The 25,284-nt window shown below is 33.6% G+C and carries 23 protein-coding genes and 1 pseudogene; 12 read left to right on the plus strand and 12 right to left on the minus strand.

All coding sequences use genetic code 11. The features are described 5' to 3' along the window. Positions 1-35: 35 nt before the first annotated feature. From BR43_RS19020 to BR43_RS06475, 4 genes are all read right to left on the minus strand, one after another. On the minus strand, positions 36-4,559 hold the full coding sequence (locus tag BR43_RS19020) for a MucBP domain-containing protein (RefSeq protein ID WP_051933843.1): 4,524 nt from the start codon (positions 4,557-4,559) through the stop codon (positions 36-38). Between the two features lie 903 nt (positions 4,560-5,462). Next, the gene (locus BR43_RS06465; RefSeq protein ID WP_034560399.1) at positions 5,463-7,355 is read right to left on the minus strand and encodes an ABC transporter ATP-binding protein; all 1,893 of its coding nucleotides are present in this window, start codon (positions 7,353-7,355) and stop codon (positions 5,463-5,465) included. Between the two features lies 1 nt (position 7,356). After that, positions 7,357-9,078: an ABC transporter ATP-binding protein gene (locus tag BR43_RS06470; protein WP_034564870.1), complete on the minus strand. Its 1,722-nt coding sequence runs from the start codon at positions 9,076-9,078 to the stop codon at positions 7,357-7,359. Positions 9,079-9,163: 85 nt separating this feature from the next. Beyond that, a complete protein-coding gene (locus BR43_RS06475; protein ID WP_034560401.1) occupies positions 9,164-9,793 on the minus strand; it encodes a TetR/AcrR family transcriptional regulator in 630 nt (209 codons plus the stop codon). Between the two features lie 414 nt (positions 9,794-10,207). Between BR43_RS06475 and BR43_RS06480 the strand changes: the two genes are divergently transcribed. Further along, positions 10,208-10,828: an NAD(P)H-dependent oxidoreductase gene (locus tag BR43_RS06480; protein ID WP_034560403.1), complete on the plus strand. Its 621-nt coding sequence runs from the start codon at positions 10,208-10,210 to the stop codon at positions 10,826-10,828. Positions 10,829-10,898: 70 nt separating this feature from the next. Here the strand turns inward: BR43_RS06480 and BR43_RS06485 are convergent, their stop codons facing one another. Next, positions 10,899-12,089 (minus strand): AI-2E family transporter, encoded by a 1,191-nt coding sequence (locus BR43_RS06485; protein WP_425393648.1) that lies wholly within the window; start codon positions 12,087-12,089, stop codon positions 10,899-10,901. Positions 12,090-12,142: 53 nt separating this feature from the next. After that, complete coding sequence (locus BR43_RS06490; protein WP_245617828.1) at positions 12,143-12,526, minus strand: PTS glucitol/sorbitol transporter subunit IIA; 384 nt, start codon at positions 12,524-12,526, stop codon at positions 12,143-12,145. Between the two features lie 181 nt (positions 12,527-12,707). Here BR43_RS06490 and BR43_RS06495 point away from each other — a divergent pair, with 181 nt between their 5' ends. Both BR43_RS06495 and BR43_RS06500 read left to right on the plus strand, forming a co-directional pair. Then, positions 12,708-12,917 (plus strand): helix-turn-helix transcriptional regulator, encoded by a 210-nt coding sequence (locus tag BR43_RS06495; RefSeq protein WP_034560408.1) that lies wholly within the window; start codon positions 12,708-12,710, stop codon positions 12,915-12,917. After that, entirely contained in the window at positions 12,914-13,369 is a 456-nt protein-coding gene (locus tag BR43_RS06500; RefSeq protein ID WP_034560410.1) for a hypothetical protein, read from the plus strand. Before BR43_RS06495 ends, BR43_RS06500 begins: the two co-directional genes overlap by 4 nt. Positions 13,370-13,390: 21 nt before the next feature. Here BR43_RS06500 and BR43_RS06505 read toward each other — a convergent pair whose 3' ends face one another. Further along, complete coding sequence (locus BR43_RS06505; RefSeq protein ID WP_034560411.1) at positions 13,391-13,693, minus strand: hypothetical protein; 303 nt, start codon at positions 13,691-13,693, stop codon at positions 13,391-13,393. Positions 13,694-13,928: 235 nt separating this feature from the next. On the opposite strand from BR43_RS06505, the gene BR43_RS06510 reads away from it, so the two are divergent. Next, positions 13,929-16,100: a CDP-glycerol glycerophosphotransferase family protein gene (locus BR43_RS06510; RefSeq protein ID WP_051933844.1), complete on the plus strand. Its 2,172-nt coding sequence runs from the start codon at positions 13,929-13,931 to the stop codon at positions 16,098-16,100. 35 nt (positions 16,101-16,135) lie between these two features. On the opposite strand, the pseudogene BR43_RS19505 reads toward BR43_RS06510, so the two are convergent. Then, positions 16,136-16,279, minus strand: a pseudogene (locus tag BR43_RS19505) (transposase); the annotation flags it as partial. A gap of 46 nt (positions 16,280-16,325) precedes the next feature. Next, positions 16,326-16,478 (minus strand): hypothetical protein, encoded by a 153-nt coding sequence (locus tag BR43_RS20145; RefSeq protein WP_169741028.1) that lies wholly within the window; start codon positions 16,476-16,478, stop codon positions 16,326-16,328. Positions 16,479-16,859: 381 nt separating this feature from the next. Between BR43_RS20145 and BR43_RS06515 the strand changes: the two genes are divergently transcribed. Genes BR43_RS06515 through BR43_RS06530 form a run of 4 tightly spaced genes read left to right on the plus strand, consistent with a single transcriptional unit; the run spans position 16,860 to position 19,361 of the window. Beyond that, positions 16,860-17,114, plus strand: a complete 255-nt coding sequence (locus tag BR43_RS06515; RefSeq protein ID WP_034560413.1) for a DUF3130 family protein — start codon at positions 16,860-16,862, stop codon at positions 17,112-17,114. A 21-nt stretch (positions 17,115-17,135) separates the two neighbouring features. After that, a complete protein-coding gene (locus BR43_RS06520) occupies positions 17,136-17,492 on the plus strand; it encodes a hypothetical protein (RefSeq protein ID WP_034560415.1) in 357 nt (118 codons plus the stop codon). Next, complete coding sequence (locus BR43_RS06525) at positions 17,480-18,832, plus strand: T7SS effector LXG polymorphic toxin (RefSeq protein ID WP_034560417.1); 1,353 nt, start codon at positions 17,480-17,482, stop codon at positions 18,830-18,832. Before BR43_RS06520 ends, BR43_RS06525 begins: the two co-directional genes overlap by 13 nt. Positions 18,833-18,842: 10 nt before the next feature. Continuing rightward, the gene (locus tag BR43_RS06530; protein WP_051933845.1) at positions 18,843-19,361 is read left to right on the plus strand and encodes a hypothetical protein; all 519 of its coding nucleotides are present in this window, start codon (positions 18,843-18,845) and stop codon (positions 19,359-19,361) included. A 213-nt stretch (positions 19,362-19,574) separates the two neighbouring features. Here BR43_RS06530 and BR43_RS20425 read toward each other — a convergent pair whose 3' ends face one another. The 3 genes from BR43_RS20425 to BR43_RS20435 form a co-directional block, all read right to left on the minus strand. Further along, complete coding sequence (locus BR43_RS20425) at positions 19,575-19,835, minus strand: transposase (protein WP_051933846.1); 261 nt, start codon at positions 19,833-19,835, stop codon at positions 19,575-19,577. A 155-nt stretch (positions 19,836-19,990) separates the two neighbouring features. Next, the gene (locus tag BR43_RS20430) at positions 19,991-20,164 is read right to left on the minus strand and encodes a transposase (protein ID WP_245617829.1); all 174 of its coding nucleotides are present in this window, start codon (positions 20,162-20,164) and stop codon (positions 19,991-19,993) included. 14 nt (positions 20,165-20,178) lie between these two features. Further along, a complete protein-coding gene (locus tag BR43_RS20435; protein ID WP_245617830.1) occupies positions 20,179-20,430 on the minus strand; it encodes a hypothetical protein in 252 nt (83 codons plus the stop codon). A gap of 555 nt (positions 20,431-20,985) precedes the next feature. On the opposite strand from BR43_RS20435, the gene BR43_RS06540 reads away from it, so the two are divergent. The 4 genes from BR43_RS06540 to BR43_RS06555 all read left to right on the plus strand — a co-directional run bounded on the left by BR43_RS06540 (position 20,986) and on the right by BR43_RS06555 (position 25,281). After that, positions 20,986-22,017, plus strand: coding sequence for a lactonase family protein (locus BR43_RS06540; protein ID WP_034560419.1), 1,032 nt, complete (start codon positions 20,986-20,988; stop codon positions 22,015-22,017). A gap of 186 nt (positions 22,018-22,203) precedes the next feature. Beyond that, complete coding sequence (locus tag BR43_RS06545; RefSeq protein WP_034560420.1) at positions 22,204-23,253, plus strand: DUF3829 domain-containing protein; 1,050 nt, start codon at positions 22,204-22,206, stop codon at positions 23,251-23,253. A 180-nt stretch (positions 23,254-23,433) separates the two neighbouring features. Next, positions 23,434-24,324, plus strand: coding sequence for a VOC family protein (locus BR43_RS06550; protein ID WP_034560421.1), 891 nt, complete (start codon positions 23,434-23,436; stop codon positions 24,322-24,324). Then, positions 24,325-25,281, plus strand: coding sequence for a ring-cleaving dioxygenase (locus BR43_RS06555; RefSeq protein WP_034560422.1), 957 nt, complete (start codon positions 24,325-24,327; stop codon positions 25,279-25,281). Positions 25,282-25,284 lie beyond the last annotated feature (3 nt).

The raw sequence follows: 25,284 nt of genomic DNA on the forward strand, positions 1-25,284 counted from the left end.
GGAACGCTGTAAAACTTATCAATCAATTAATCAATTTAATTTTTCTTTCGTTTCTTCATGATCAGAAGCAGTGGCAATAGTCCAAACAAGATAAATGCACCTACTACTGTTTGAATCATACCCATTGTTGCATTATCTCCCAATTGAGGATACGTTTTTTTAATCGGATTTGTGCTTGAATTTCCTCTTTTAACAGAGTCTAGTCCTCTGATTATTGGTGACGTCCCACCTTTTGTTGAGCTTGAGTTAACCGTTGGTTTGCCTCCATTAGTTGAACTAGGATTACTTCCATTCGTTGGATTAGATTTGACACTATTTTTTACAAAAATATACGTGATTGTTTGGGCATCGGCACTGAATGTACCCGTTCCGTTTGTTGGCAATAAGTTAGCATTTAGAGTATAACCTACAATTCTTACTCTATACTTTGAAGTTGTTGCATCGTATGCATCACCTAGATTGCCGTTAAGCGTCTTACTAGACACAAGTTCTTTGCCTGATTGATTCACGTAACGAATTGTGATTGCGGCAGCTGGTACGGCTTTTTTCACATACACATACGTGACTGTTTGGGCAATCGTAGTTAACGTACCTGTTCCATTTGTTGGCAATTTAGCAGTATCTGACTCATATCCTGCAATCGTTAATTGATACTCTGAAGTTGTTGTATCATATGCATCACCTATATTTCCACTAATTGATTTGCTAGGTGCTACTTCGACTCCATCTTGATCTACATAACGGACAATTACACCAGCCGCGGCTAATGGATTTTTTGAAAAAACATACGTGACTGTTTGTGGTTCTACGCGTAATACACCAGTTGCATTGGTTGGTAATTGGCTTTCTACTAGTGTATAACCTGCAATAACAGCTTTATAGGTTGGCGTACTAGCATCATATGCATTACCTACATCACCACTGATTGTTTTACTAGGGGCTACTTCAGTTCCTGCTTGATCCACATAACGAATCGTCACATCTGCTGCAGCTACTGGATTCTTCGTATAGACATACGTGACAGTTTGACTATCTGTACTGAATATACCGGTTGTATTTACTACTTGATTTTGATTGAATGAATAACCATTAATGACTAATTGATAATCTGGTGTACTTACATCATAGGGTGTTCCAATATTTCCATCAAGCACTTTACTAGGCGCTATCTCAAGACCTTGCTGATCGACATAGCGGACAATAACATGAGCTAAGAGTCTTATTTCTTTTTTATAAACATAAGTGACTGTCTGAGACTCTGTACTTAGCATTCCTGTTCCATTACTTGGTAGTTGAGTGGTATCTAATAAATAACCTGCGATAAGTGGCGTATAGTCTGGTGTTGTCGCATCATAGGCTGTACCAACATTTCCTGTAATCGTCTTATTCGTCGCTACTACATTTCCCATTTCATCTACATAACGAACCGTCACACTACCAGCAGCTACTGAATTTTTCTTATAAATATACGTCACTGTTTGCTGTGTTGAACTTAAGGTTCCTGTTCCGTTTGTTGGCAAGAGGCTGGCATTTAACGTGTAACCTGCAATCGTTAACTTGTAATCTGATGTCGTCGCATCATAGGCATCGCTTATATTTCCACTTATTGCTTTTTTAGGAGCTACTTCGTTTCCATCTTGATCCACATAACGAACCGTCACATCTGCTGCAGTTACTACATTTTTTGTATAAATATACGTCACTGTTTGAGCATTTGCACTTAAGGTTCCTGTTCCATTTGTTGGCAACAAGTTGGTATTTAACGTATAGCCTGCAATCGTTAACTTGTAAGTTGAAGTTGTCGCATCATAGGCATCCTCGATATTTCCACTGATTGCTTTACTAGGAGTGATTTCATTGCCAGATTGATCCACATAGCGAACCGTCACATCTGCTGCAGTTACTACATTTTTTGTATAAATATACGTCACTGTTTGAGCATTTGCACTTAAGGTTCCTGTTCCATTTGTTGGCAATAAGCTGGCATTTAACGTATAGCCTGCAATCGTTAACTTGTAAGTTGAAGTTGTCACATCATAAGCATCACCTATATTTCCGCTAATCGCTTTACTAGGAGTGATTTCATTGCCTGATTGATCCACATAGCGAACCGTCACATCTGCTGCAGTTACTACATTTTTTGTATAAATATACGTCACTGTTTGAGCATTTGCACTTAAGGTTCCTGTTCCATTTGTTGGCAATAAGCTGGCATTTAACGTGTAGCCTGCAATCGTTAACTTGTAAGTTGACGTTGTCGCATCATAAGCATCCCCGATATTTCCACTGATTGTTTTACTAGGATTCAATTCATTGCCAGATTGATCCACATAACGAACGGTGACATCTGCTGCAATTAGTGGATTTTTCGTATACTTATAGGTTACAGTTTGATAATTTCCACTTAAAGTACCTGTCCCATTACTTGGCAATTGCGTTTCGTCTAAGGTATATCCTGGAACGGCTAATTTATAATCAGAGGTTGTCGCATCAAAAGGATCCCCTACATATCCACTGATTGTTTTATTAAGCCTAATTTCATTACCGTCTTCATCCACATAACGAACGGTCACGTTTAAAGCCGGATCTGCTTCTATAATTTGCTTATAAACATACGATACGGTTTGAGTATCTTCACTGAATATTCCTGTCCCATTTAGCAATACTTGATTTTGATCTAACTCATACCCCGGAAGCACTAATCGATAATCTGACGTGGTTACATCATAAGGTGTTCCCACATTTCCCTCAACAGCTTTAGAAGGTGCTAATTCATTTCCTTGTTGGTCTACATAACGGACTTTGACACCACCAGAAGGTATTGTTTTTTTCTTATACACATAGTTCACTGTTTGAGGATTAACACCTAATGTTCCTGTTTTATTGCTCGGCAGTTGACTTTCATCTAGGGTGTAACCAGCGATTGTCTTTTTATAATCTGCTGTTGTTGTATCATAAGAATCGTCTACAACTCCACTAATCGTTTTACTAGGTGCAAGTTCATTACCTGCTTGATCCACATAACGTACTGTAACATCAGCAGCTGGTTGATTGTAGACATACACTACATCCTGATATGAAACAGATGAAGTCAGAAGTCCAATCGCATTCGTCGGCAATATGCTTTCATCTAATGTATAGCCCGGAATGACTAATTTGTAATCTGGTGTACTAACATCATAGGGTGTTCCTTCAATTCCACTAATCACTTTAGTAGGAGCTACTGCATTTCCTCCTTGAGCTACATACCGAACATTTACTTGTCCCATTACAGGTGCTTTAGGCTGCCAGACATAGGTATCTGCCATAGTAGCTCCTTTAAACGTCTCTGTAAGTTCTCTTCCTGTAAGAACGTATTGACCATTCGGTTGAGTATCTGTTCCATTACCTACTGATTGCCATTTATCTGTATAGTCTGTACGATTGGGATCTAATGAAGCAAGCCCTGTAATGTATAGATTATTAAACGTACTTGGTAATGTTATTTTCCATAGTGAGTCCGTAGAACTAAACATTGCAACGACATTTGTAGAACTAGATGTTGTCCATCCGCTAAGATCTAATGTTTTTAAAGAAGATGCTTGTTCAAGAAATGAAGACATCATTGTTACATTTCTTGTATCCCATGTTGACACAGATAACTTCTCTAATGACTTATTACCAGCAAACATATCGCGCATTGACGTAACACTGCTTGTATTCCAATGTTCTAAATTCAATTCTTTAAAATTAGTTGCGCTGAACATCGTATCCATATTTTGAATCTTACTGGTGTCCCATCCTGCAGTATTTAAGTTCTCTAAAGAACGATTTAAAGCAAACATATTGTTGGTATTTGTTACATTGCTCATATTAAAACTTGATAAATCTAGAGACTTTAAAGACTCAGCTCGAAAAAACATTGCTCGCATATTCGTAACATTACTCGTATCAAGATAGTTAAGGTTTTCAAAACTAACTACATTATAAAAGCTACTAAATAAAGACTCCGAAATTGGAGCGGCTTTTACAGGACCATCTAAAACCACTGAGATAATCTTTTCGTTCCAAGCTCCCCAAGGGCTATCAGAATTAGTTGTATTCACTAATTCCCCTGCTCCAATATGCAAAACACCATCAGAAGTTAGATACCATGGGCTTGTTCCAACTGTTCCTGAAGCTATATTAGCTGCTCGGGCGGCTATATTTTCAGTTGTATCCTTTGTTGAAGCATCTGTAGTCACCGGTTCAGGCTCGGGACTCCCTTCATTTGTTTCATTAGTGGCAGTTGGGATTGGCTTTGACTCAGGTTCCGGTTCCGGTTCCGGTTCAATTAATGGACTTTCCTCACTGACTTCGTTCCCAGAAGTTTCAGCTCCTTCAGCCTTTATTGACTCTTTATTGGCTTCCTTTATTTCCACTGGTTTATAGGTATCACTACTTGTTGATTCAGAATTTTGTCTATCAGAGTTTACTGAAGATTTCTCCGTATCTCCCAGTGCTAATATTTTGGCAGTTGGATTAACTAACAATTGTATTCCCAATACTAAAACAACAGAAATTTTATAAATTTTTTTCATATACGTCCCTCCTATTTAAAAAAACATTAAACTTTACAGTTATTATATAATTGGATTATAACCAATTTTTAATCTAATAGCAATCTTTTATTTTATATGAATACGCATTCATTAAATAACATTTTTTTAATTTAAATACTTATTTTTATTTAAATTAAAATTATCAAAAACATACTAAACAGACAACAAAAAAGCTACAATAATGTATTTATATTTTAAAAATCCATATAATATATTTTATATAACGACTTATACAGAATATTTTAAAAAACAAAAAAATAATTAAATAAAACTCGTCATCATTGAAAATAATCCGGAAATTTGTTTTCCAATCACTTAACCCTCTGCAAAAGAAATATTTTAAATACGTTATTTTATTCAAAATATTTTAAAAATTCTAGTTCAATTATAATTTATAAAACAATTTTATGAATCTGTTCTCATTACTGTAACTTAAACTAGGAGGGGTTAAAATTCCCTTGTAACAAAAGCATCTTAAAAGGCTAGCTTCTCTATTGTTCAATCGCCGAGCAATAGTTAAAAATCATCCTAGTTTTAACTAATTTTTGTGACATCCACTTTTTCAAATTTTTTTAATCTAAATTAATAGATACAACCAAATAACTCATTATGTAAAAAATTGAAATCCTATTTTTTTGTACGCGTACTCATTATGAAATACAATATAGGAACTATTAGGACATAAAAATCATAATCATTCCTTAATTATTATTAATTGATCTTATCATTTGGTTATATCGAATAATAGTAACTATAGTACTAGATATATGCCGCATTAATGGATTGATTCTTAAATGTCAGACAGTTTCTTTTATAATACAAAAAAATTCTTACCTAAAATCAAACTCGTTTTAGGTAAGAATTTTATTGTATATTCTCTTATTAACTTACTGCTTCCTCTGAAAATTGACTATTATATAAGTCTGCGTAAAAGCCATTTTTAGCCATTAATTCATCATGTGTTCCTGTTTCAACAACTGAACCATGATCCATTACAATAATATTGTCTGCATCACGAATCGTTGATAAACGGTGAGCCACAACAAAACTTGTCCGGCCTTTTAATAATTTGCGCATTGCTTGTTGTATCAAGACTTCGGTACGAGTATCTACACTTGAAGTCGCTTCATCTAAGATTAGGACTTCTGGGTCAGCTAAGAAAGCACGAGCAATCGTAATTAATTGACGTTGACCTTGAGAAATATTACTTGCATCTTCATTTAAAACCGTATCATAACCATGTGGCAATTTACGTACAAAATCATCTACATGGGCTGCTTTAGCCGCTTCAATAATATGATCTTCTGATTCTTTGCGTTCATTCCCGTATTTGATATTATCATGAATAGTTCCATTGAATAACCACGTATCTTGTAAAACCATTGAGAAATGCGTCCGTAATTCATCACGGGTCATATCTCGCGTATCAATACCATTGAATTTAATACTTCCGCCTTTAACATCGTAAAAACGTTCAAGTAGATTGATTAAGGTTGATTTACCAGCTCCTGTTGGTCCAACAATCGCCACCATTTGCCCTTCCTTAACGTCTAAGTTAAAGTCTGTCATTAATAAATTCTCTTTGCCTTCACCATAACCAAATTGAACATGATCAAAGCTAATTTTATATGGAGAATCTTTCACTGGTTCAATACCAGATGGTGAATTATCCATATCTTTTTCATCTAAAACTTCAAAAACACGTTCTGCTGAAGCCACAGTAGATTGAATCGTGTTCATTAAGTTAGCGATTTGTGTAATTGGTTGAGAGAATTGATTAGTATATTGTAAGAATGCTTGTACATCCCCAAGACTCATATTTCCATTAGCTACTTTAATCCCACCAAGAACTGCTACAAAAACATAGCCTAAGTTTTTGATAAAGTTCATTAAAGGCATAATTAAACCAGAGATAAATTGAGCTTTCCAAGAAGCTTTATACAGTTTTTCATTTTGTTCTTCAAAGACTTCAATCGATGCTGCTTCGCGATTAAAACTTTTTACAACAACATGACCGCTATACGTTTCCTCAACTTGGTTGTTTAATAACCCTAAGCTTTTTTGTTGTGCTGCAAAGAAACGTTGTGATTTTGGTGCCACAATTCCAACTACAATTAAACTCAATGGTACGGTTGCTAAAGCAACTAGAGTTAACTGCCAGCTAATTGTTAACATCATGTAGAGAACCCCAACAAAGGTTACAATACTTGTTACTAATTGAGTTAAGCTTTGTTGTAACGTATTTGCAATATTGTCCATATCATTCACTGCGCGGGACATGACATCTCCATTTGAATGAGTATCAAAATATTCCATTGGAACAGTGTTCATTTTACCTTTTAAATCACGACGCAATTCATAAACTGTACGTTGTGAAACACGGGTCATGATAAATTGTTGTAGGAAACTAAAAACAGCTGATGCGATATACATCAATCCTACAATTAAAAGAATTGAAGCAATTTTATCATAGTCAATTGGAAATTTAGCCACTTGCATTCCAGCTTGACGTTGCTTCATACCAATCATAACACCTTTAAAAATTTCAGTTGTTGCTTCACCTAAGATTTTAGGTGTTCTAATTTGAAAGATTGTTGCAGCAATTGCTAGAACAAATACGGCTACAATCGCAACTAAACGTTTAGACATATAGCCGAATAGACGTTTAACAGTTGGCCAAAAGTTTTTGGCTTTTTGAACAGGGAGTCTTGCACCAGGTCCACCACCCATTGGTCCTCTATTTGGTTGTGCTGGTTTTGTATTTTTATCACTCATTTTAGATTTCCTCCCCTCTAAGTTGAGAACTAATAATCTCTTGATACGTTTCATTCGTTTCTTTTAGTTCTTCATGTGTTCCCATACCAACAATGCTACCTTCATCCAATACCATAATCATATCGGCATCAATAACTGTACTGATTCGTTGTGCAACTAATACAACAACCGCTTCTCTTGTTTCAGGTTTTAAAGCTTTTCTCAAAGCTGCATCGGTTTTAAAATCTAGCGCTGAGAATGAATCATCAAAGACATAAATGTCTGGACGTTTCACTAACGCACGAGCAATACATAGACGCTGTTTTTGTCCACCAGAGAAGTTTCCTCCACCTTGCTCAACATAAGAGTCAAGTCCATCAGGTAAAGCTTCTACAAAATCTTTTGATTGAGCAATTTCTAATGCATGCCAGATTTCTTCATCTGTTGCATCAGCTTTTCCGTATTTTAAATTTTCACGGATTGTTCCTGTAAATAACATTGCTTTTTGTGGCACATAACCAACAGCATCTCGTAAATCATGTTGTTTCATTTGACGAATATCAATACCATTGATTTCAATACTGCCACTTTCCACATCATAAAAACGACCAAGTAAATTAGATAATGTTGATTTACCAGAACCCGTTCCACCAATAATCGCAAGCGTTTCGCCATTTTTACTATGGAAATCAATATCTTTTAAGGCTAAATTTTCAGCACCAGTATAACGGAAGTTTACATGGTTAAAATCTAATGTTCCTTGTTTTTCAGCTGGTAATTGAACTGCTTGTTTTGGATCATTAATTGTACTTTCCATATTTAATACTTCATTAATCCGAACAGCAGATGCTTGTCCTCTAGGAATAAAGATAAAGACCATTGCTAACATCATAAAGCTCATTAGGATTTGCATTGCATACGTCATAAAGGCGATTAGATTCCCTACTTCTAAGGTTCCATCTCCAATATAATGACCACCATACCAAATAATCGCAATGTTTGTTGCACTCATTACAAAAGTCATAATCGGCAACATAAAGCTCATAATGGTATTTACTTTAATGGATGTATCGGTAAAATCTTTATTTGCTTCTGCAAAACGTGCTGTTTCAGATTTGCTACGGTTAAAGGCCCGAATAACACGGATTCCTGTTAAACCTTCACGGAATACTAAGTTTAGTTTATCGGTTTTCTTTTGCATTGCTTTAAACAAAGGTACTGCAAAGTACATAATAACACCGATAAAGATCGCTAAAATAGGTAAGACTACAAGGAAAATTTGTGTTAATTTCCCATCTTTACTATATGCTAAGAAACTTGCACCAATTAACATGATCGGTGCCATAATCATCATTCTTAAGAACATCATGACTACGTTTTGGATTTGAATCACATCATTGGTTGTTCTAGTAATTAATGAAGAAGTTCCAACTTCATCGAATTCATCGTTTGAAAAGTTAGTTACTTTGTCATAAATTTCACTTCTTAATGTTTTCCCAAGTTTTTGTGACTGTCTAGCGGCCAAGAAAACATTTCCTGTTGCAGCGGCAATGCTGATTAGTGAAAAACCTAACATTTTAAAGCCCACAGACCAAATGTAATCAATATCTCCTTTGGCAACACCATTATTAATAATATCTGATGTTAAGGTTGGTAAATATAAATCGCTGATTACTTGGACAATCATAAACAGGACTGCTCCTGCTACGGCCCAGAAAGACATTCGTTTTGCTAATTTTATCATTTCTGTCATTCCTTTCTTCCTATAGGGTCGTTCTTTTGAACTCCAATAGTTTCACTTTTTCAAATTTATTATTTCATGACGGTATCTATTTTTTTAAATAGACACCATCTTGTAACCAAGATAATTTTTTATTAAAGCTAGTAACAGCTTCTTCTTCAGACATTTCTCGTGCAAATGTATCCCCTATTGTTTGAAAGAGAATCGTCATTAATAAACGAATCAACAAATGAAAATCTTCAGATGGCTCAATATTTAGTGAATCCATATTAACAAATTCATATAAATGTCCTTTAAGGTCACCATGCTTTTTCGTACATTCCCTTTTTTTCACTCCTGGAGATACTTTCCGACTGGTTCGATAATCCATATGCAAAAACATATTTCTAAAGAACTCTGCATGTTTTTCTTCTGTAATCATTTTAAACATTTTCGGAAAATAGTATTTATAACCTAAGAATAAATCACCATTCGCTTCAGTTAAACACTCTTCAAGCAACTTTCGACTATCTTTTTTCAAACTATTAAAAAAGTAGTAGTATAAATCTTCTTTATCTTCAAAATATTGATAAAAACTACCACGAGAAATCTCAGCTAACTTAATAATATTATTAATAGAAGCACTGTTAAATGGAACTCTTGAAAATTCGGCACTAGCAGCATCCAATAATCGTTGTTGCTTGTCTTCTGGCAAATTAAAAAAAGTTTGAGTGGGCATTGTTTTCCTCTCCTTTCACATTGAGTTTAAATTTCCTATGTCTTTCAAAATTCTCAATCAAAAATGACAGACCGTCATATGACACTTTGTCATTATAGATGACGACTTGTCATATTGCAAGTAAAATTTAGTGTTTTTTTCAATAATTTTGAGTTAGAATGCTTTACCTTTCCGTTTTCAAACAAAAAAAACGAGTAATTTCAACAATGAAAACCATCTCATTATTTTATTAAAAAAACAAATAAATTCTCTTTATTTCATTTAATTTATGAAAATGAATGCATCATTAAATAAATATTTTTTCATTTTTTGATAATTAACTGTTGCGTTAGTCGCTTACTTTTGGTAAGATGATTCTTGTAGCAAGTTTTATACATCAACTAAAAATGAGAATTGAAAGAGGTTATTTAAATTATGAGTAAATTATTAGTTATTAAAGCACATCCATTAACAGGGGAAACTTCACGTTCTATGCAAGTTGCAGATACATTTGTTGAAGCTTATAAAGAAAAAAATCATTTTGATCACATAAATGAAATTAATTTGTATACATCATTTATCCCAGAAATCGACTTAGATATTTTAAGCGCTTGGGGAGCTTTAGGAAACGGAGCAGATTTTGCAACATTGACTCAAGATCAACAAGATAAAGTATCTCGCTTCAACGAATTAACTCAATTATTCTTAGATGCAGATAAAGTTGTCATTGCAAATCCACTTTGGAATTTAAATGTTCCAACTCGCTTAAAAGCTTGGATTGATACAGTCAATGTTGCTGGAAAAACTTTCAAATACACTGCTGAAGGTCCTGTTGGACTTGCTGGCGACAAAAAAGTATTACACATCCAATCAAACGGTGGCGTTTATCAAGGACAAGATCCTGCTAGCCAATACCTTAAAACAATCTTCAACTTTATTGGTGTAACTGACTATCACCATATCGCTGTTGAAGGAATGGATTACAACCCAGACCAAGCTGGCGAAATCATGGAAGCTGGTTTCACTGCAGCTAAAGAATTAGCTCAAACATTCTAAGTCTATTAAATTTAAAAATGGTTGAAGGACAAAAGAGAAATTTCTCTTTTACCTTCAACCATTTTTTTAGTTAGGAATCAATATCTGGTGGTTCTGATACATCACTATCCGTTATAGGATCAGTAGTATATAACCCTGATACTTCCTTATACCAATTAAATAAATACGTAGCCAAAACTTTCATTACTGCATAACCGGGAATTCCCAAAACAACTCCTGGAATTCCATATAATTTGCCGGCAGTTAACAAAACAACAATAATCGTCACTGGATGGATTTCTAAACTACTACCTAAAACTTGCGGTGAGATAATCCGCCCTTCAATTGTTTGCTCAATAACGAAGACAATCAAAACTTTTACTAACATTTCTGGTGAGGTTACCAATCCAATTATAATAGAAGGAACCATCGCTAAGAACGAACCTAGATACGGAACTAGATTTAGAAATCCTGATAGAATTCCCAATGTAACTGCATATTCTAAACCAATAACCCCATATCCAACCATAAACATGATCGCCACGAAAAAAGCGACTGTTAATTGACCGCGAATATATTGACTAATTTGAGTATTCATATCACTTAATAAGTTAAAGGTTGTATCCCGCATTTTAACAGGAAAAGCCTTCATTAAATGATGAGGTAAGTTTTTTCCATCTTTTAACAAGTAAAATAAGATAAATGGCATCGTAATAATCGCCACAAGTACATTCGTTACTGCTCCAACAACACTACCTAACCCATTAAATGTTGAATTAAGCATAGTATTTAATTGTCCAGTTACTGACTTCACTAAATCTTCATTCGTACTTGAAATTTGTTGCTGTAATTGTGACAAAAGATCACTACGCAACCAGTGGTCAACTTCTTGATTTGCTCGTTTCCAATAAGATGGCCAGTTGTCAATAAAGCTCATTGTTTGTTTTTGCATTAGCGGAATTAAAATAGCCACACCCCACACAATCAAACCAATAATAATAATAAAGACAATTGTAATTCCAACTGTTCTAGGTACTCTTCGTTTCTCTAACCAATCAATTAAAGGATTGATTAAATAATACAAGATTCCGGCCATTACAATAGGCAAACCAATAACACCGAAAAAACTTGCTATTGGTTCAAATACGTAACTTATTTTTGATAAAGCAAAGATATTTAGTAAAATCAATAAATTCACCAACAAGATGGTGACAAACTTATTATTTAAAAACCAGCGCCAAAACCATGATAGCGTTTTGTGGCTAACGGTTTTTTCTTTTATTTCATTCATCCTTTAGCCTCCTACTTTATTTGGAGCAACTTTGACTATTTCTATCAGTCGTTTTGATAGCTGATTTTCATTCCCAGTTTAAAATCAGGTAAGCGATGAGGCGTTAGATAAATACCATTGCCCAACATATCTTCAGCAGGGACTTCAGAAAAGCTCAAAGTAATATGCCCAATACTATTTAAATTATCAGTTGCTAATACTCCAACTGCTTCAATTGTATACGCTTCTTCATCAAACAAAATCGTTTGACCCACTTTTAAATCTGCCTGTTCCGCATTTTCAAATTCTTGAATAACAGATACTTCTCGAATATCCTCAGTTGCCCCTTCACCAAATAAAATAATAATTGGGTCTTTTTGACTGATTGCTTGTGGTCCAATACTTGTTACTGTTCCAATTAACATGTAATACCCTTCTTTCTTCTCCAATTTGATTCTTCCTTTATTTTATCATAGAATGATTTCCATTTGTTAGCTTTATAACTTTATCTTTACTGAATTAGAAAAATTCAAACAAAAAATGACTTTTAAAATATGTAAAGTTTCCTTGACACTTTTAAATTCCTATGGTAAGTTAAAAATAAATAGAAATCAACTAATGGAGGTGCCTATGCCTGTTATTAATAACGTAAAAAAAGTGAGAAAAAAAAATCGAATTTCTCAAAAACAGCTTGGAATAGATTTGGAAGTTTCTCGGCAAACAATTAATGCTATTGAAACGGGAAAATACAATCCCAGTTTAGAATTGGCATTAAAAATGGAAAACTATTTTCATGTTGATTTTCATGACTTATTTACTTTGAAGGAGGAGGAAGAATGAAAAAAAATCAAAAAAACTTAGTAACGAAAAAATATGTAACCACTAGAGCTCTTGGATTAATGGCTTTTTATTTTTGGTTAAATGTGAATTTCACTATTTTTTCAAGTGAAAAAATCGAACTTTCTACTTTAGTTAAAGAGGTTTACTCAAATACAATTTGGCTTTTAATTTTAATTCCGCTAGTTAGCCTAGGTATTTTATACATTAAGCCCATAAAAAAAATACATGAAAACTATCTAAAAAAGCATCTAAATGACGAACGTAAACAAAACCTTCGCTACAAAATTTATTTTTATGCAGCTTTCACATTGGTTTTATTCATACCTGTTATTGGTTTAATTCTAAAATCAACTAACTATACTCAACTAAACTTAAATAATCTTGGAAATTCCTCAGTTCTTTTCATCGCAGTTATTGTGATAGCAGTAGAACTTATAATCGAAAAAATTTAGTTTAGTCTCCACTTGCTACCTTTACTGATCTCGTCTAATTAATAGCGCATACTTATTTTTTATCTCAATTTCATATTCGTTCAATCCATGAATTATTTTTTGTTCTAATTTTCCAATTCCATTTTTTAAATAAAGCTTTCGCTGTACATTCCAACTAATTAGCCAAAATAGCGGACCACCTATAAACCAGACAAAATTATCAGTCTTTGTTCGACAATACTCAATTAAATCAGGCAATTGCTCAACTACTTTTCCAGTAAAAACATACTCTTCATCTCGTTTAGATAACGCTTTATAGAATAATTCCAGATCATTAAATTCCATTTCCTAATCCTCCCCTTTCCTTTTTCTAATTATATCAATACTAGAAGAAAAAACAAACAGGGCTTATTTTTTCTTCTGGCTACAGCAAGAATGCTATTTTATTCGTAAGAATCATTTTTTCAACAAAGATTACAATTCCTTTACAATTGTAGCAATTCATTGCAACGCTACCATGTGACTGCTATGATAAGTTGGAGTCAATATACTATGGACTAAGCTATCGGAGGAATTAACTATGTCATTGAGATCATCTATTAAAGATTCTCATTTATTTCTAAATCGACACAAAACTGAAGTCAATTTAACGCATCCTAGTTTTTCAATTAGTATGCAAGAAGAAAATATTGTCACAACTATTTCCCTAAATAAAGAGCATCCTGTATACTTTAAGGGCTTTTTTATTGTACATCGTGAAACCGGGGAACGTTATACTTTTCCCGCAACCGAAATCGATCATACAACCTTTTCTTTTAAATTTAATTTAACTGAATTTATTCATACACATATCCCTCAAGGTGGACGGGAGCATTTTGAGCTTTACATGACCATCAGCTATTTTATTGAAAATCAATGGTTAGATAAAGAAGAGCCCCTTTCTTTGGATTTATTTGAACAGTTTAATTCCTTTGGATTAACTCAATTCAAAGATCGTGAAGATAATATTTTCCCATATTTTAGTCGTAAAACTAATGGATTCTGTTTTACAGTTAACGTTCCTGTACGTAGTCTTCGCTATATTCAAGGTAGTGAGATTTCTGCTTTGAAAACAAAGGAACAAAAAATCAATATTTATGGAACGATTCGTTCAAAAGCATTTGCGATTAATCGAATTGATACCATTATGGTGGGGAAAAAGACCGGATTAAAACGTAGAATTCATTCAAATGTTCTTCTAGATCGTCTTGATTCTGGCAGTCATTTATATCATTATGATTATCATATTTTAGTAGATACGAAAGAATTTGCTAAAGAACTATTATTAACTGATTTCCCTGATGATGATTTTGACATTTATTTTGAAGTCTATTTAAATGGTTTATTTGAACCAACAGTTATTCGTGTTGGCAATCCACAAAAAATTAAATCAAAATGGATTTACAAAAATGCTTTCTATAGTTATGGAAATACTACTTATACATTTGCACCTAATTTTACTAGTAATTCTCAAAGTCTTTCGATCTGTGTCACACGAATGGAAAAAGCTGTTTTTGCTTATTTCCGTGAAATGCTTCTATTATTTTGGTTTATCCGCCCTTTCTACTTAAAACGAAATATTTGGGTCATTGGAGAAAAGCCAGATACTGCAACTAACAACGGGTTTGCTTTTTATCAATATATGCGAGAAAATCATCCTGAACGTGAAGTTTACTATATTCTTGATGATCTCTCACCTGATTATGAAAAAGTTGCACACTATGGAAAAGAGCATGTTCTGTCTTTCAAATCAAAAAAACATATCTGGCATTTATTTATGGCTCGAGTTATTTTAACAGCTTACTATCCACATGAGATTTATCCAACTCGTACACAACAACTAATAAATTTCATACGTGGGAAAAAGGTCTATCTACAACATGAGATGTTAGGGTTACAGAATGAAATCAATACATTAGGGCATCGTTCGTTACAATTTGAAACAGATTTATTCTTAATCAGTTCCAAAAACGAACAACGTTTAGCAATCAATACATTGGGCTATCCTATAAATCGTGTGGCAATTACTGGTTTAGCTAGTTTTGATTGGTTATTTGATTCTACTAAAAAAACCAGTGAAAAACAGCAACTTTTATTTTTCCCTGTTGACCATGAAACTGGTTTGCATTTTCAAACAGAACTCATTGATGTTTTAGCTCAAAATTATTTAGCCTTTTTAACAAGTGTAGAATTTCAAAAGTATTTAACTACAAATCAGCTTCAGTTAGCAGTTGCACTACCCGATGCCTTCCAAAAATACGCTGCGCAATTTCAACAATTAAATGCCACAATCTACTTCCAATCTTCAATGAATACAGTTGATGTCTTAAAAGAAAGTAAATTGATGATTACCGATTATGCTCCAGAAGCTTTTGAATTTAGTTTCTTAGCTAAACCAGTCTTCTTCTATCAAATCGAAACTCATTTCCAACAAGAAACTGACGATGACGTGCATTTAAATCAAACTTATCAAAATGAATTACCTGGTGAAATCGCAACAAATGAGTCGGCTCTTCTTCATTTATTAAGTTTAGCTGAGGCAACAAATTTTGCATTGAGTAAGAAGAATAAACAAAAAGCTGAATTATTGATTGAATATCGTGATACGAACTCAAGACAGCGTATCTTTGAAACCGTTGAATCCTTTACCAAGGGCATTTTTAGAAATAATGGCTCTTTGTCAAATCGTGTTGGTGAAGAATCAATTGACTAAAATCATGGAATAGGTGAGGAATTTTAGTTCTTCACCTATTTTTCTTTTCTCTTGTTTTGGGTTAAACGTTCTCCTTGAATGAGATAAATTCGTGTACGAAAGTTGATAAAGTTCCGGTACCCATAGGCAACTCGTTTAATGACTTTAATTTTATTGTTTAGCCCTTCAACGATTCCATTAGAATAAGGAAGATGAAGAGCATTTGAAATGCCTTCCTTATGCTTTTTAAAGAAAGTCAGTATCGGGTAAGCTCTTTGGTAATTGGTCGATTAAATCGAAAAATAACTCACTATTTTTACAAAGTATGGCATACTTAAGCAAGTGCATTTCATCATAGGCTTGTTTGAGAAGTGGATGATAGGTTAAGAGTTCATCCATGATATCTTTTTGGCAGAGTGGTCGTTTAAACAAGCGATTATAAGAACATTTTTCTGTGTCTAACTGATTGGAATCTTTAAAAAATAAGGACCAGTATCGTTTTAAACGACGATACTTTTTTGCATCCTCATTAAATTAATATTTTTTCCACACTTTAAGTAGATATATTTATAGTTATATTTGTAATAGATAAAAAAGATGTACCTAACAGGTACTGATAACTACTAGTAGATAATAATTATAAAATAAATAACGTTCATTTTGTAGAGTGGTAGCACTTATGATAAAATTAAAAATGTCATAATTGTAAATGTTTTAATTTATGATATACATTCAAAAAAATACATTAACCGTAAATTTATTAACTTACAGGAGGATTTTATGGAAGAAAAAGTAACCACTAATTCACCTATTGTTACCATGGTAACAATAGGGATGACTGAGTCAAGCTCTCATGTTTCATTTGATGTAAAAAAAGACATTTCATATTCTAAAAGTACTGCTGTAACAATTTTATCCGAATGTTTAGGAGACATGAAAAAAGCGACTACACAATTTAAGTCAGCCATTAAAGTGGATATTGGAAATTTAGTGAAGATTCATGAAGCGATTCAAAAAACAGATGAAAATTTGTAGCCACTTGAAAGAGAGTTGAGAATGAAGAAGAACAGTCGAGTAGTGAACGAAGAGTATTTGGACATAGAAGATGAATTAAAAGGTTTAAAAAAAGCGAATCTTTCAATTGAAAATGCCTATTCAGATTTTCAAAATTATTCGAGAAAAGAGTTCGAGTTATGGGAATCAATTCGCCGATTGAGTAGTGGTACGGAAGCCGAAGCGTCAGTTTTAAGGGAATTTGATTATTTGGAAGAAGAACGTCATTTTTTTTATGGGAAATTAGCAGAAGGCGAAGAGGAGTTAGAACAAGTAATGAAATCAAAAATAAAGAAAAGAGTTGAGTTGGAAGAATCTCTTTTTGAAGTCAGAAAAGAGGAAAATAAATGCCACGAATAGATTACCAAGAACTAAAGGATCTTTCTGAGGAAGTTACCAAATTGAGACAAGAAACGGTCTCTTATTTAAAAGAGTACGACAAGTCAAATGATTTATTTACCGAAGATAGGGAGTTATTGGGAGCGGCTTGGTCGTCTGGTAAACAGTATCATGGGCAATATAAGATGATTTCAGATGCTATTTTTAATGCTCTGTACGATTTGGATGATTCGATTAAGAACTATCTAAAAGAATTTAAAAATATCGTGGGAGAAGCTGAAAATAGATTAGATACAGAGGAGTTGCAAGAGTTAGAAAACGATTTAAGGCGTCTTCAAACCCAAAAATTAGAATTTATGGAAGCTATGGCAGAAGTGTTCAAAGACGTTCCAGTATTAAAAGAATTTTTTGGGAATAATACGATGAACGGACGAATGAAAGAAATCGAGGTGTTGAAACACTATGAACACTTTGAAAATACAACACAAGGGAATTTTGATGGTGTCAAAGAAACCATTCAAGCGATTTTAGAAGGATTGGCGTATTTAGGTCAAAGTAAACATTTTGAGAGCGGGGCAAGTGGGTATCGTGTTGAGGACATTTCGGGAAGTAGTTGGTATAAACACATATCTGGTTACAATAAAGCCAACGAAAAAGATCGTTATGAAGTCAAAGAAGTGAAGACAAAATATGGTACGTTTTATCAAGTGTTGAAAAATGGAAAAGTTGATAAAGATGCAACAGAAGCTTATAATGAAATTTTATTGGAAGAGCAATGGGATGATGTAAAAGATAAAGTGAATACGGCAAAAGATGTCGTTGATATTCTGTCCTATTTAATTGGAAATACGGTAAAAGTTGTCGGAGGTGGAACAACTGCGATAGTGGGTGTAGTTGGGATTACAGGCGCTTATGCGGTTGTAGAGCTTGCGAGTGGTGGAACAGCAACTATTTTTCTACCAGGAGTTGCGACAGCAGGTGTAGCAGTGGCAGGAACTGGAACAGCGATAATGGTAGATGGGCTAAACGGTTTTCAAAATGGTTATGAAGGCAATGTGATGTTTTCCAATAATGGGAAGATTACGAGCAAGACTTTTGGTAAACCGATTGAAGTACCACTTAATGGGACAAAAAGAAAATTAAGAGTAGATGCAGAACCAGATGGAAATAAAATTCAAATTCAATCTGGTGGCGGAAAAGACTCTTTTAAAGATGACCGAATTTTAATTGAGTTAATTACAGATAAGGCTAGTATTTTAAAGCAAATTGAGCCAAGTTTAAAAAAGAAACTTAGTAAAGGTAAACTAGAGGAATTAGTTAATAATATTTGGAAGGCTTATATTTGGCTAACAACAAAATAAGGAGGATAAAATGAAAATTTATATACAAGTTAAAGAACCAGTTATAAATTTAAAATATCGAGGATTAGCAGAGAAAATGTGGTTCAGTCGTTATATCCATAAAAAACTAGAGATATCTCATGGAGGTAATACTGAAACTTTACAAAATAATTTTTCACTTTCTTTGAAATGGGATAAGAGTTTAAATGATGAAAGATGGAAAGAAAAGAAAACTTTTTTTTCTGTAGAATATATTATGCTTGATCCAATTAGAAATAAAACAATGCTTTATATTGAAACGAAGCACATCAATATTCTAACAGTAGATAAACGAGCTCTATACACCATGGTATGCGAACTTGCAAAAGAGGTTCAAGGAACGATCAGTGATGACAATGAAGAAAATTGGTTAACACTTGAAGAATTTAAAGAAAAGCATCAAGAAATATTAAACTTAACATTTGAAGAAGCGAATGAAATTAGTTTAAAAGAAGTGGAAACAATGATTCCATTAGATGAACCTGAAGAAAATGAAGTTGATTACTCATGAAGAATAAAGTAAAAAAATAAAAAGAAGTTAGCAAGGGAAACCTCAACATTTGGTGGTGAAAAATCAACTTGAGATGACAGAATTGACATAAAAGATATTACGGATAAGTCAAGTATAGAAGGCTTAATTCCAAAACAAGTGAAGCGAAGTTTAAGTAAAGGAAAACTTGAAGAGCTAATCAACAATATTTGGAAAGCTTATGTTTGGCTAATATCAAATAATGACTTTAATTTTATTGTTTAGCCCTTCAACGTTTCCATTAGAATAAGGAAGATGAAGGGCATTTGAAATGTCTTCCTTATGCTTTTTAAAGAAAGTCAATTTCTTACGAAACCAATCAGGTAAGCTCTTAGGTAATTGGTCGATTAAATCGAAAAATAACTCACTATTTTTACAAAGTATGGCATACTTAAGCAAGTGCATTTCATCATAAGTTTGTTTGAGAAGTGGATGATAGGTTAAGAGTTCATCCATGATATCTTTTTGGCAAAGTGGTCGTTTAAACAAGCGATTATAAGAACGTTTTTCTGTGTCTAACTGATTGGAATCTTAAAAAAATAAAGACCAGTATCGTTTTAAACGACGATACTTTTTTGCATCCTCCGAGTCGCTTTTCTTTAAGTGATTCATTAGCTGGCATTCATATCCATCACCAAGTATTTTACATGGAGTCGTGCCTTATGAGAATAACGCATAAAATGAGCGATTAGATGTGGTAGTTTTCGGTCTTCAAGAATATCAATGAGCTGATGAGTTTCTCCATCTACACAAATAAAACTCATCGCACCTGAGACAGACTTCATGGATTTGAATTCATCTACACAAAGAACTTCGGGTAAAAATAGCTTTTCAATGCGTTTTTTTGATTGAATGACTGTAAAATACGAACAACGGTTGTGCCTGAAACATCTCGTGTTTGCCCAATATATTTACGAGATAGATTTTCGGTTAAGTCTAACGCAATTTGATGTTTTAAAGATGCCGCAAGGTGATCTTTTGGTGCAACAATGGATGTTTTTGCACTAAAAGTTGAGCCACATTGATGACAGAGAAAGCGCGTTCGTTTCAAAGCAAGTTTTGTTGTATAGTGGTTGATTCGTGGAAGTTGAGTTTCGGTTCAGTAAGATCCATATCGAATAAGTTTTTCTTGGTTTTGATTTCCACAATGGTCACAGTGAGAAGGATGGTAGTCCAGTTTTCCATGAATAATAAAAAGCGTTTGTCCATTTACCACTCGTTCTTCTAAAAAATTTTTTCAAAATGAAGATTTTTTTCTGTTAATCCAAGTAATTTTCGCGTATCATGATTCATAAGGACATCCTCCTGATGATTTTGTTTTGGTCGACTTTATTTTACCAATTGGATGTCTTTTTTTGTAGTGAAACGCAAAGAAGTGTTGGCGAGTGTTTCACTCACCAACACGATATATTATAGAACCAAAATAAATTGACCAAATAATAGAGTGTGATGAAGTCCATCTGAGAACTAACACCAGATGGACTTCATCACACCTATTTTATTTATTGCTAAAAAATAAGAACTTTTCGACTTTTTCTCTATGGATTTTCATTTTTATGTTATACTTAAAAATGAATTGAATACGCAATCATAGGGGGAATGAACCATGAAGGAAACAATGTTTTTAGGAACATATACAAAACGTGAAAGTGAAGGTGTGTACTCAATCACCTTAGATACTGAAAAACAACAGCTCGAAGAGTTAACATTAATTGCTAAGGCTGATGGTCCAACTTATGTCGGTTTATCAGAAAACCAAGATATTTTATATGCAATTGATAAAGTGAATGGCGATGGTGCGCTTTCTTCATTTAAAAAAGATGATTCTGGTAATTATCAATTAGTAGCCTCTGTCTCAGCTCCTGGCGCTCCACCTTGTTATGTAGGTGTAGATGATCAACGCGGTTTTCTTTATACTGCCAACTACCATAAAGGTGAAATTGCTGTTATTAAAACCGATAAAGATGGCAATCTGACATTGTTAGATACTGTTACTCATACTGGTTCTAGCATTCACGAAAATCAAGCTGGGCCACACGCTCACTATTCTGATTTAACACCAGACCATAAGTATATTGTCGCTTGTGATCTTGGGACTGATGCAGTTTATACCTACTCTGTTTCAACAGATGGAAAATTAACTGAAGTAAGTCGTTATGATGCTAAACCTGGAACTGGACCACGTCATATTGTCTTTAATCCAAATGGCAAAGTTGCTTATTTATTTGGTGAATTAGCAAGTGTTATTGTTGTCTTAGCTTACGATGCAACAACAGGTACTTTCTCAGAATTACAAACAATCTCAACTATTCCAGAAGAATTCACTGATTTTAATGGTGGTGCAGCAATTCGTGTTTCAAAAGATGGCAAATTCTTATATGCTTCTAATCGTGGTCATGATTCGATTGTTGTCTATAAAATTTCTCCAGATGGAACTACGTTAGAGCAAATCCAATTAATTGCTTCTGAAGGAAAAATTCCACGTGACTTCAATCTTGATCCAACAGAAGGATTCATTATTGCTGCTCATCAAGATTCAGATAACCTAACTTTATTTGCTCGCAACAACGAAACAGGCTTATTGAGCTTAATTCAAAAAGATGTGTACGCACCAGAATGTGTATGTGTTTATTTCTAAATAACTGATCTAAAGGATTGAGAATTCTCTTCTCAATCTTTTTTAATTGGGAAAATTTCCTTTTTTTCTTATTTAAAACAGCTTTTTTCCAAAACTTTCCTTTTTTTAAATTCGCCTCTTTTTTATGATACTATAATAATTGAAGTTTTTTTATAAAAATAGAATCGACCAAAAGGAGTTTAAAAAATGAAAAAGAAAACAAAATTAGTGATACTTAGCTTGACTTTAACAGCAGCTTTATTCGTATTACCTGGTTGTCAGCAAGCGCAAAAAATGATGGATGATACTAAATCTGAGGCAAAGAAGATTACAAATTCAGCAAATACTGATATCGATAAATACAATCAATATATGGATATATTGAATGCTTTAAGCGCCAGCGGAGAGTTAACTACTCTTGAGACTGACTACCTATCAAAATTATCTGATGAGAACGGCAATTATGTTCAAGAAAATGTTGAAACTTTCTTCATCAATGTACCTTATGCTTTATCAAACCAGATATTGGAAAATGCTACAGATATCCCTGATACGAAACCTAAAATGGCAGTTGATGCTGATGCTAAAAAATTAATTCCTGCAATGGAAAAAGAAATTGATTTATTTACTCAGATTACTAGTTATTATTCTGAAAAAGATTATGTAAATGATGATTATAAAAAAGGCAAAGAATTACATGCACAAATTATCGAAGCAATCAAAGCAACTCGAATTCCAGCAGACACTTTCAAAATAGGGATGTCTAGTATCATTGAAGAGAAAACAAAAAAAGAACGCGCTGATGCTAAAAAAAATAATAATAAAGTTCAACTTGCTTTATTGGATTCAATTGACGCCGCAGATGCCCTACTAACTGAAGTTGATAACTATACAGAAGCTCTAAACAAGCTAGATGATGAAACAGATTGGGAAAATCTTACTGAAGAAGACGTCGAAAACATTCAACTTCCTACTCCAAATGTTGAAAATTTAACTGCATTAAATGAAAAATTAAGTGCATCAATGGAAAAATTAGCTAACTTTACTGATAAAGAAATCAAAGAAGATGGTTATTCTTTAAGTAATGCTTCTAGTATTAATTTATATGTTAATACTGGTAAAAATTTAAAAACAAACGTTAATGAATTAATCCAATTTACTAAAACAAATACATTAACATTAGACAATGCTTTTCCAGAATATTTCTATAAATCCTACGATAAACTCATCAATGATTACAATGAAATAGTTAAATAAATAAAAAACCATTCTAACAAACACTGTTAGAATGGTTTTTTTTACTTAAAAATAACAAAATTAAAAATAATAATAGAAAAGTGTTGCAATTTTTTTAGTTTAGCTTTATACTTACTTTAAGTAAGTTAGTGATTTAAAACAAGTTCTACTTACCTATTATAGAATAAGGAGTTGAATTCATTGATTAATAAAATTCATCACGTTTCAGCTATCGCAAAATCAGCTGAAAGGACAACTTATTTCTATACGACTATTTTAGGATTGCGTTTAGTCAAAAATACCGTCAATCAAGACAATACCCAAATGCGTCATTTGTTTTTTGGTGATTATCTTGGATCTCCTGGTAGTCTGCTAACCTTTTTTGAAATTCAAAAAGTTGGTCATCGTCAAGATTTAAAATCTTATTTCTCAACAAATTATCTGGCGATTCCCAAAGGCAGCTTAGATTTCTGGCAACAACGCTTCACTGAATTTAAGATTGAGTTTCAATTAAAAAACCAGCAACTTGTAGTCCGAGATTTTGATGATTTTGAACTGACATTGGTAGAAGTTGATGAACAAATCAGTGAAGAAAAAGCAACCCGTCACACCTCAATTCCACGAGATGCACAAATTATTCGTATATTAGGAACAAGCTTAGTCGTAGAAAAACCAACCGAAACAACAGAATTTTTTAAAAACTTTTTAAATCTTTCCTATTCAAATGACCGATTTGCTGATTCTGTAAGAGGTGATTTTACATTAGTCGAAGAAAGCCAGGCAACTCGAAAATCACGAGTAGGTCGCGGAACAATTGACCATGTCGCCTACAGCGTCGAAACCTTTCATGAATTGGAAGAACTTTATCACAAAGCACAAGAACTGAACTTAGTCATTGAAAAATTTCTTAGCCGAGGTTATTTTAGTAGCTTATATCTTAGAGAACCAAGTGGTTTACGAATTGAAATAGCAACTGAAGAACCAGGATTTCTCATTGACGAAGAGCTTGAACATTTAGGCGAACATTTAGCTTTACCAGATTTTCTAGAACCACAAAGAAAAGAAATTGAACTTAAATTGGAGGAATTATAAATGAACAACTTAAAGGGAATTCACCACGTAACAGCAATGACTAGTAGTGCCGAAAAAAATTACAAATTTTTCACAGAAGTATTAGGTATGCGTTTAATTAAAAAAACAGTCAATCAAGATGATATTCAAACCTATCATACATTTTTCGCAGATGACCGTGGGAGTGCTGGAACAGATATGACATTCTTCGATTTTCCAGGAATCCCTAAAGGAATAAAAGGAACTGATTCGATTTCACGTACATCCTTCCGCGTTCCAACTGATGCAGCCTTAGACTATTGGGTTGATCGTTTTAATGAATTTGATGTGAAACACGATGACATCCAAGAACGCTTCGGCAAGAAGACTTTAGCTTTTTCTGATTTTGACGATCAATATTATCAATTGATTTCTGATGAATTCAATGAAGGTGTCCCTGCTGGAATTCCATGGCAAAAAGGACCAGTTCCTTATGAATTTGCAATCGTTGGATTAGGTCCAGTCTTTCTAACAGTATCTGCTTTGGAACCAATGAAAATCATGTTGCAACAAATTATGGAATTTACTAAAGTTACGGAAGAAAATGGCTTCCATTTATTTGAAGTTGGTGAAGGCGGAAACGGTGCTCAAGTTATTGTTGAAGAACGTACAGATTTAAATCCTGCTAGAGAAGGTTTTGGAAATGTTCATCATGTAGCCTTCCGTGTTGCTGATCGTGCTGTTTTAGAAGAATGGATTGAACGTATTCGTTCATTTAATTTACCACAATCTGGTTATGTTGATCGTTTCTACTTTGAGTCTTTATATGTTCGTGTCGGTCCAATTTTATTTGAATTCGCGACAGATGGTCCTGGATTTATGCAAGATGAACCTTATGAAACAGTTGGTGAAAGCCTATCTCTACCACCATTCTTAGAAAGTCAACGTGAATATATCGAAAGCCGAGTTCGCCCATTCAATACAAAAAGGAGTGAATAATCT

The sequence above is a fragment of the Carnobacterium gallinarum DSM 4847 genome (assembly GCF_000744375.1).
GTDB lineage: Bacteria > Bacillota > Bacilli > Lactobacillales > Carnobacteriaceae > Carnobacterium > Carnobacterium gallinarum.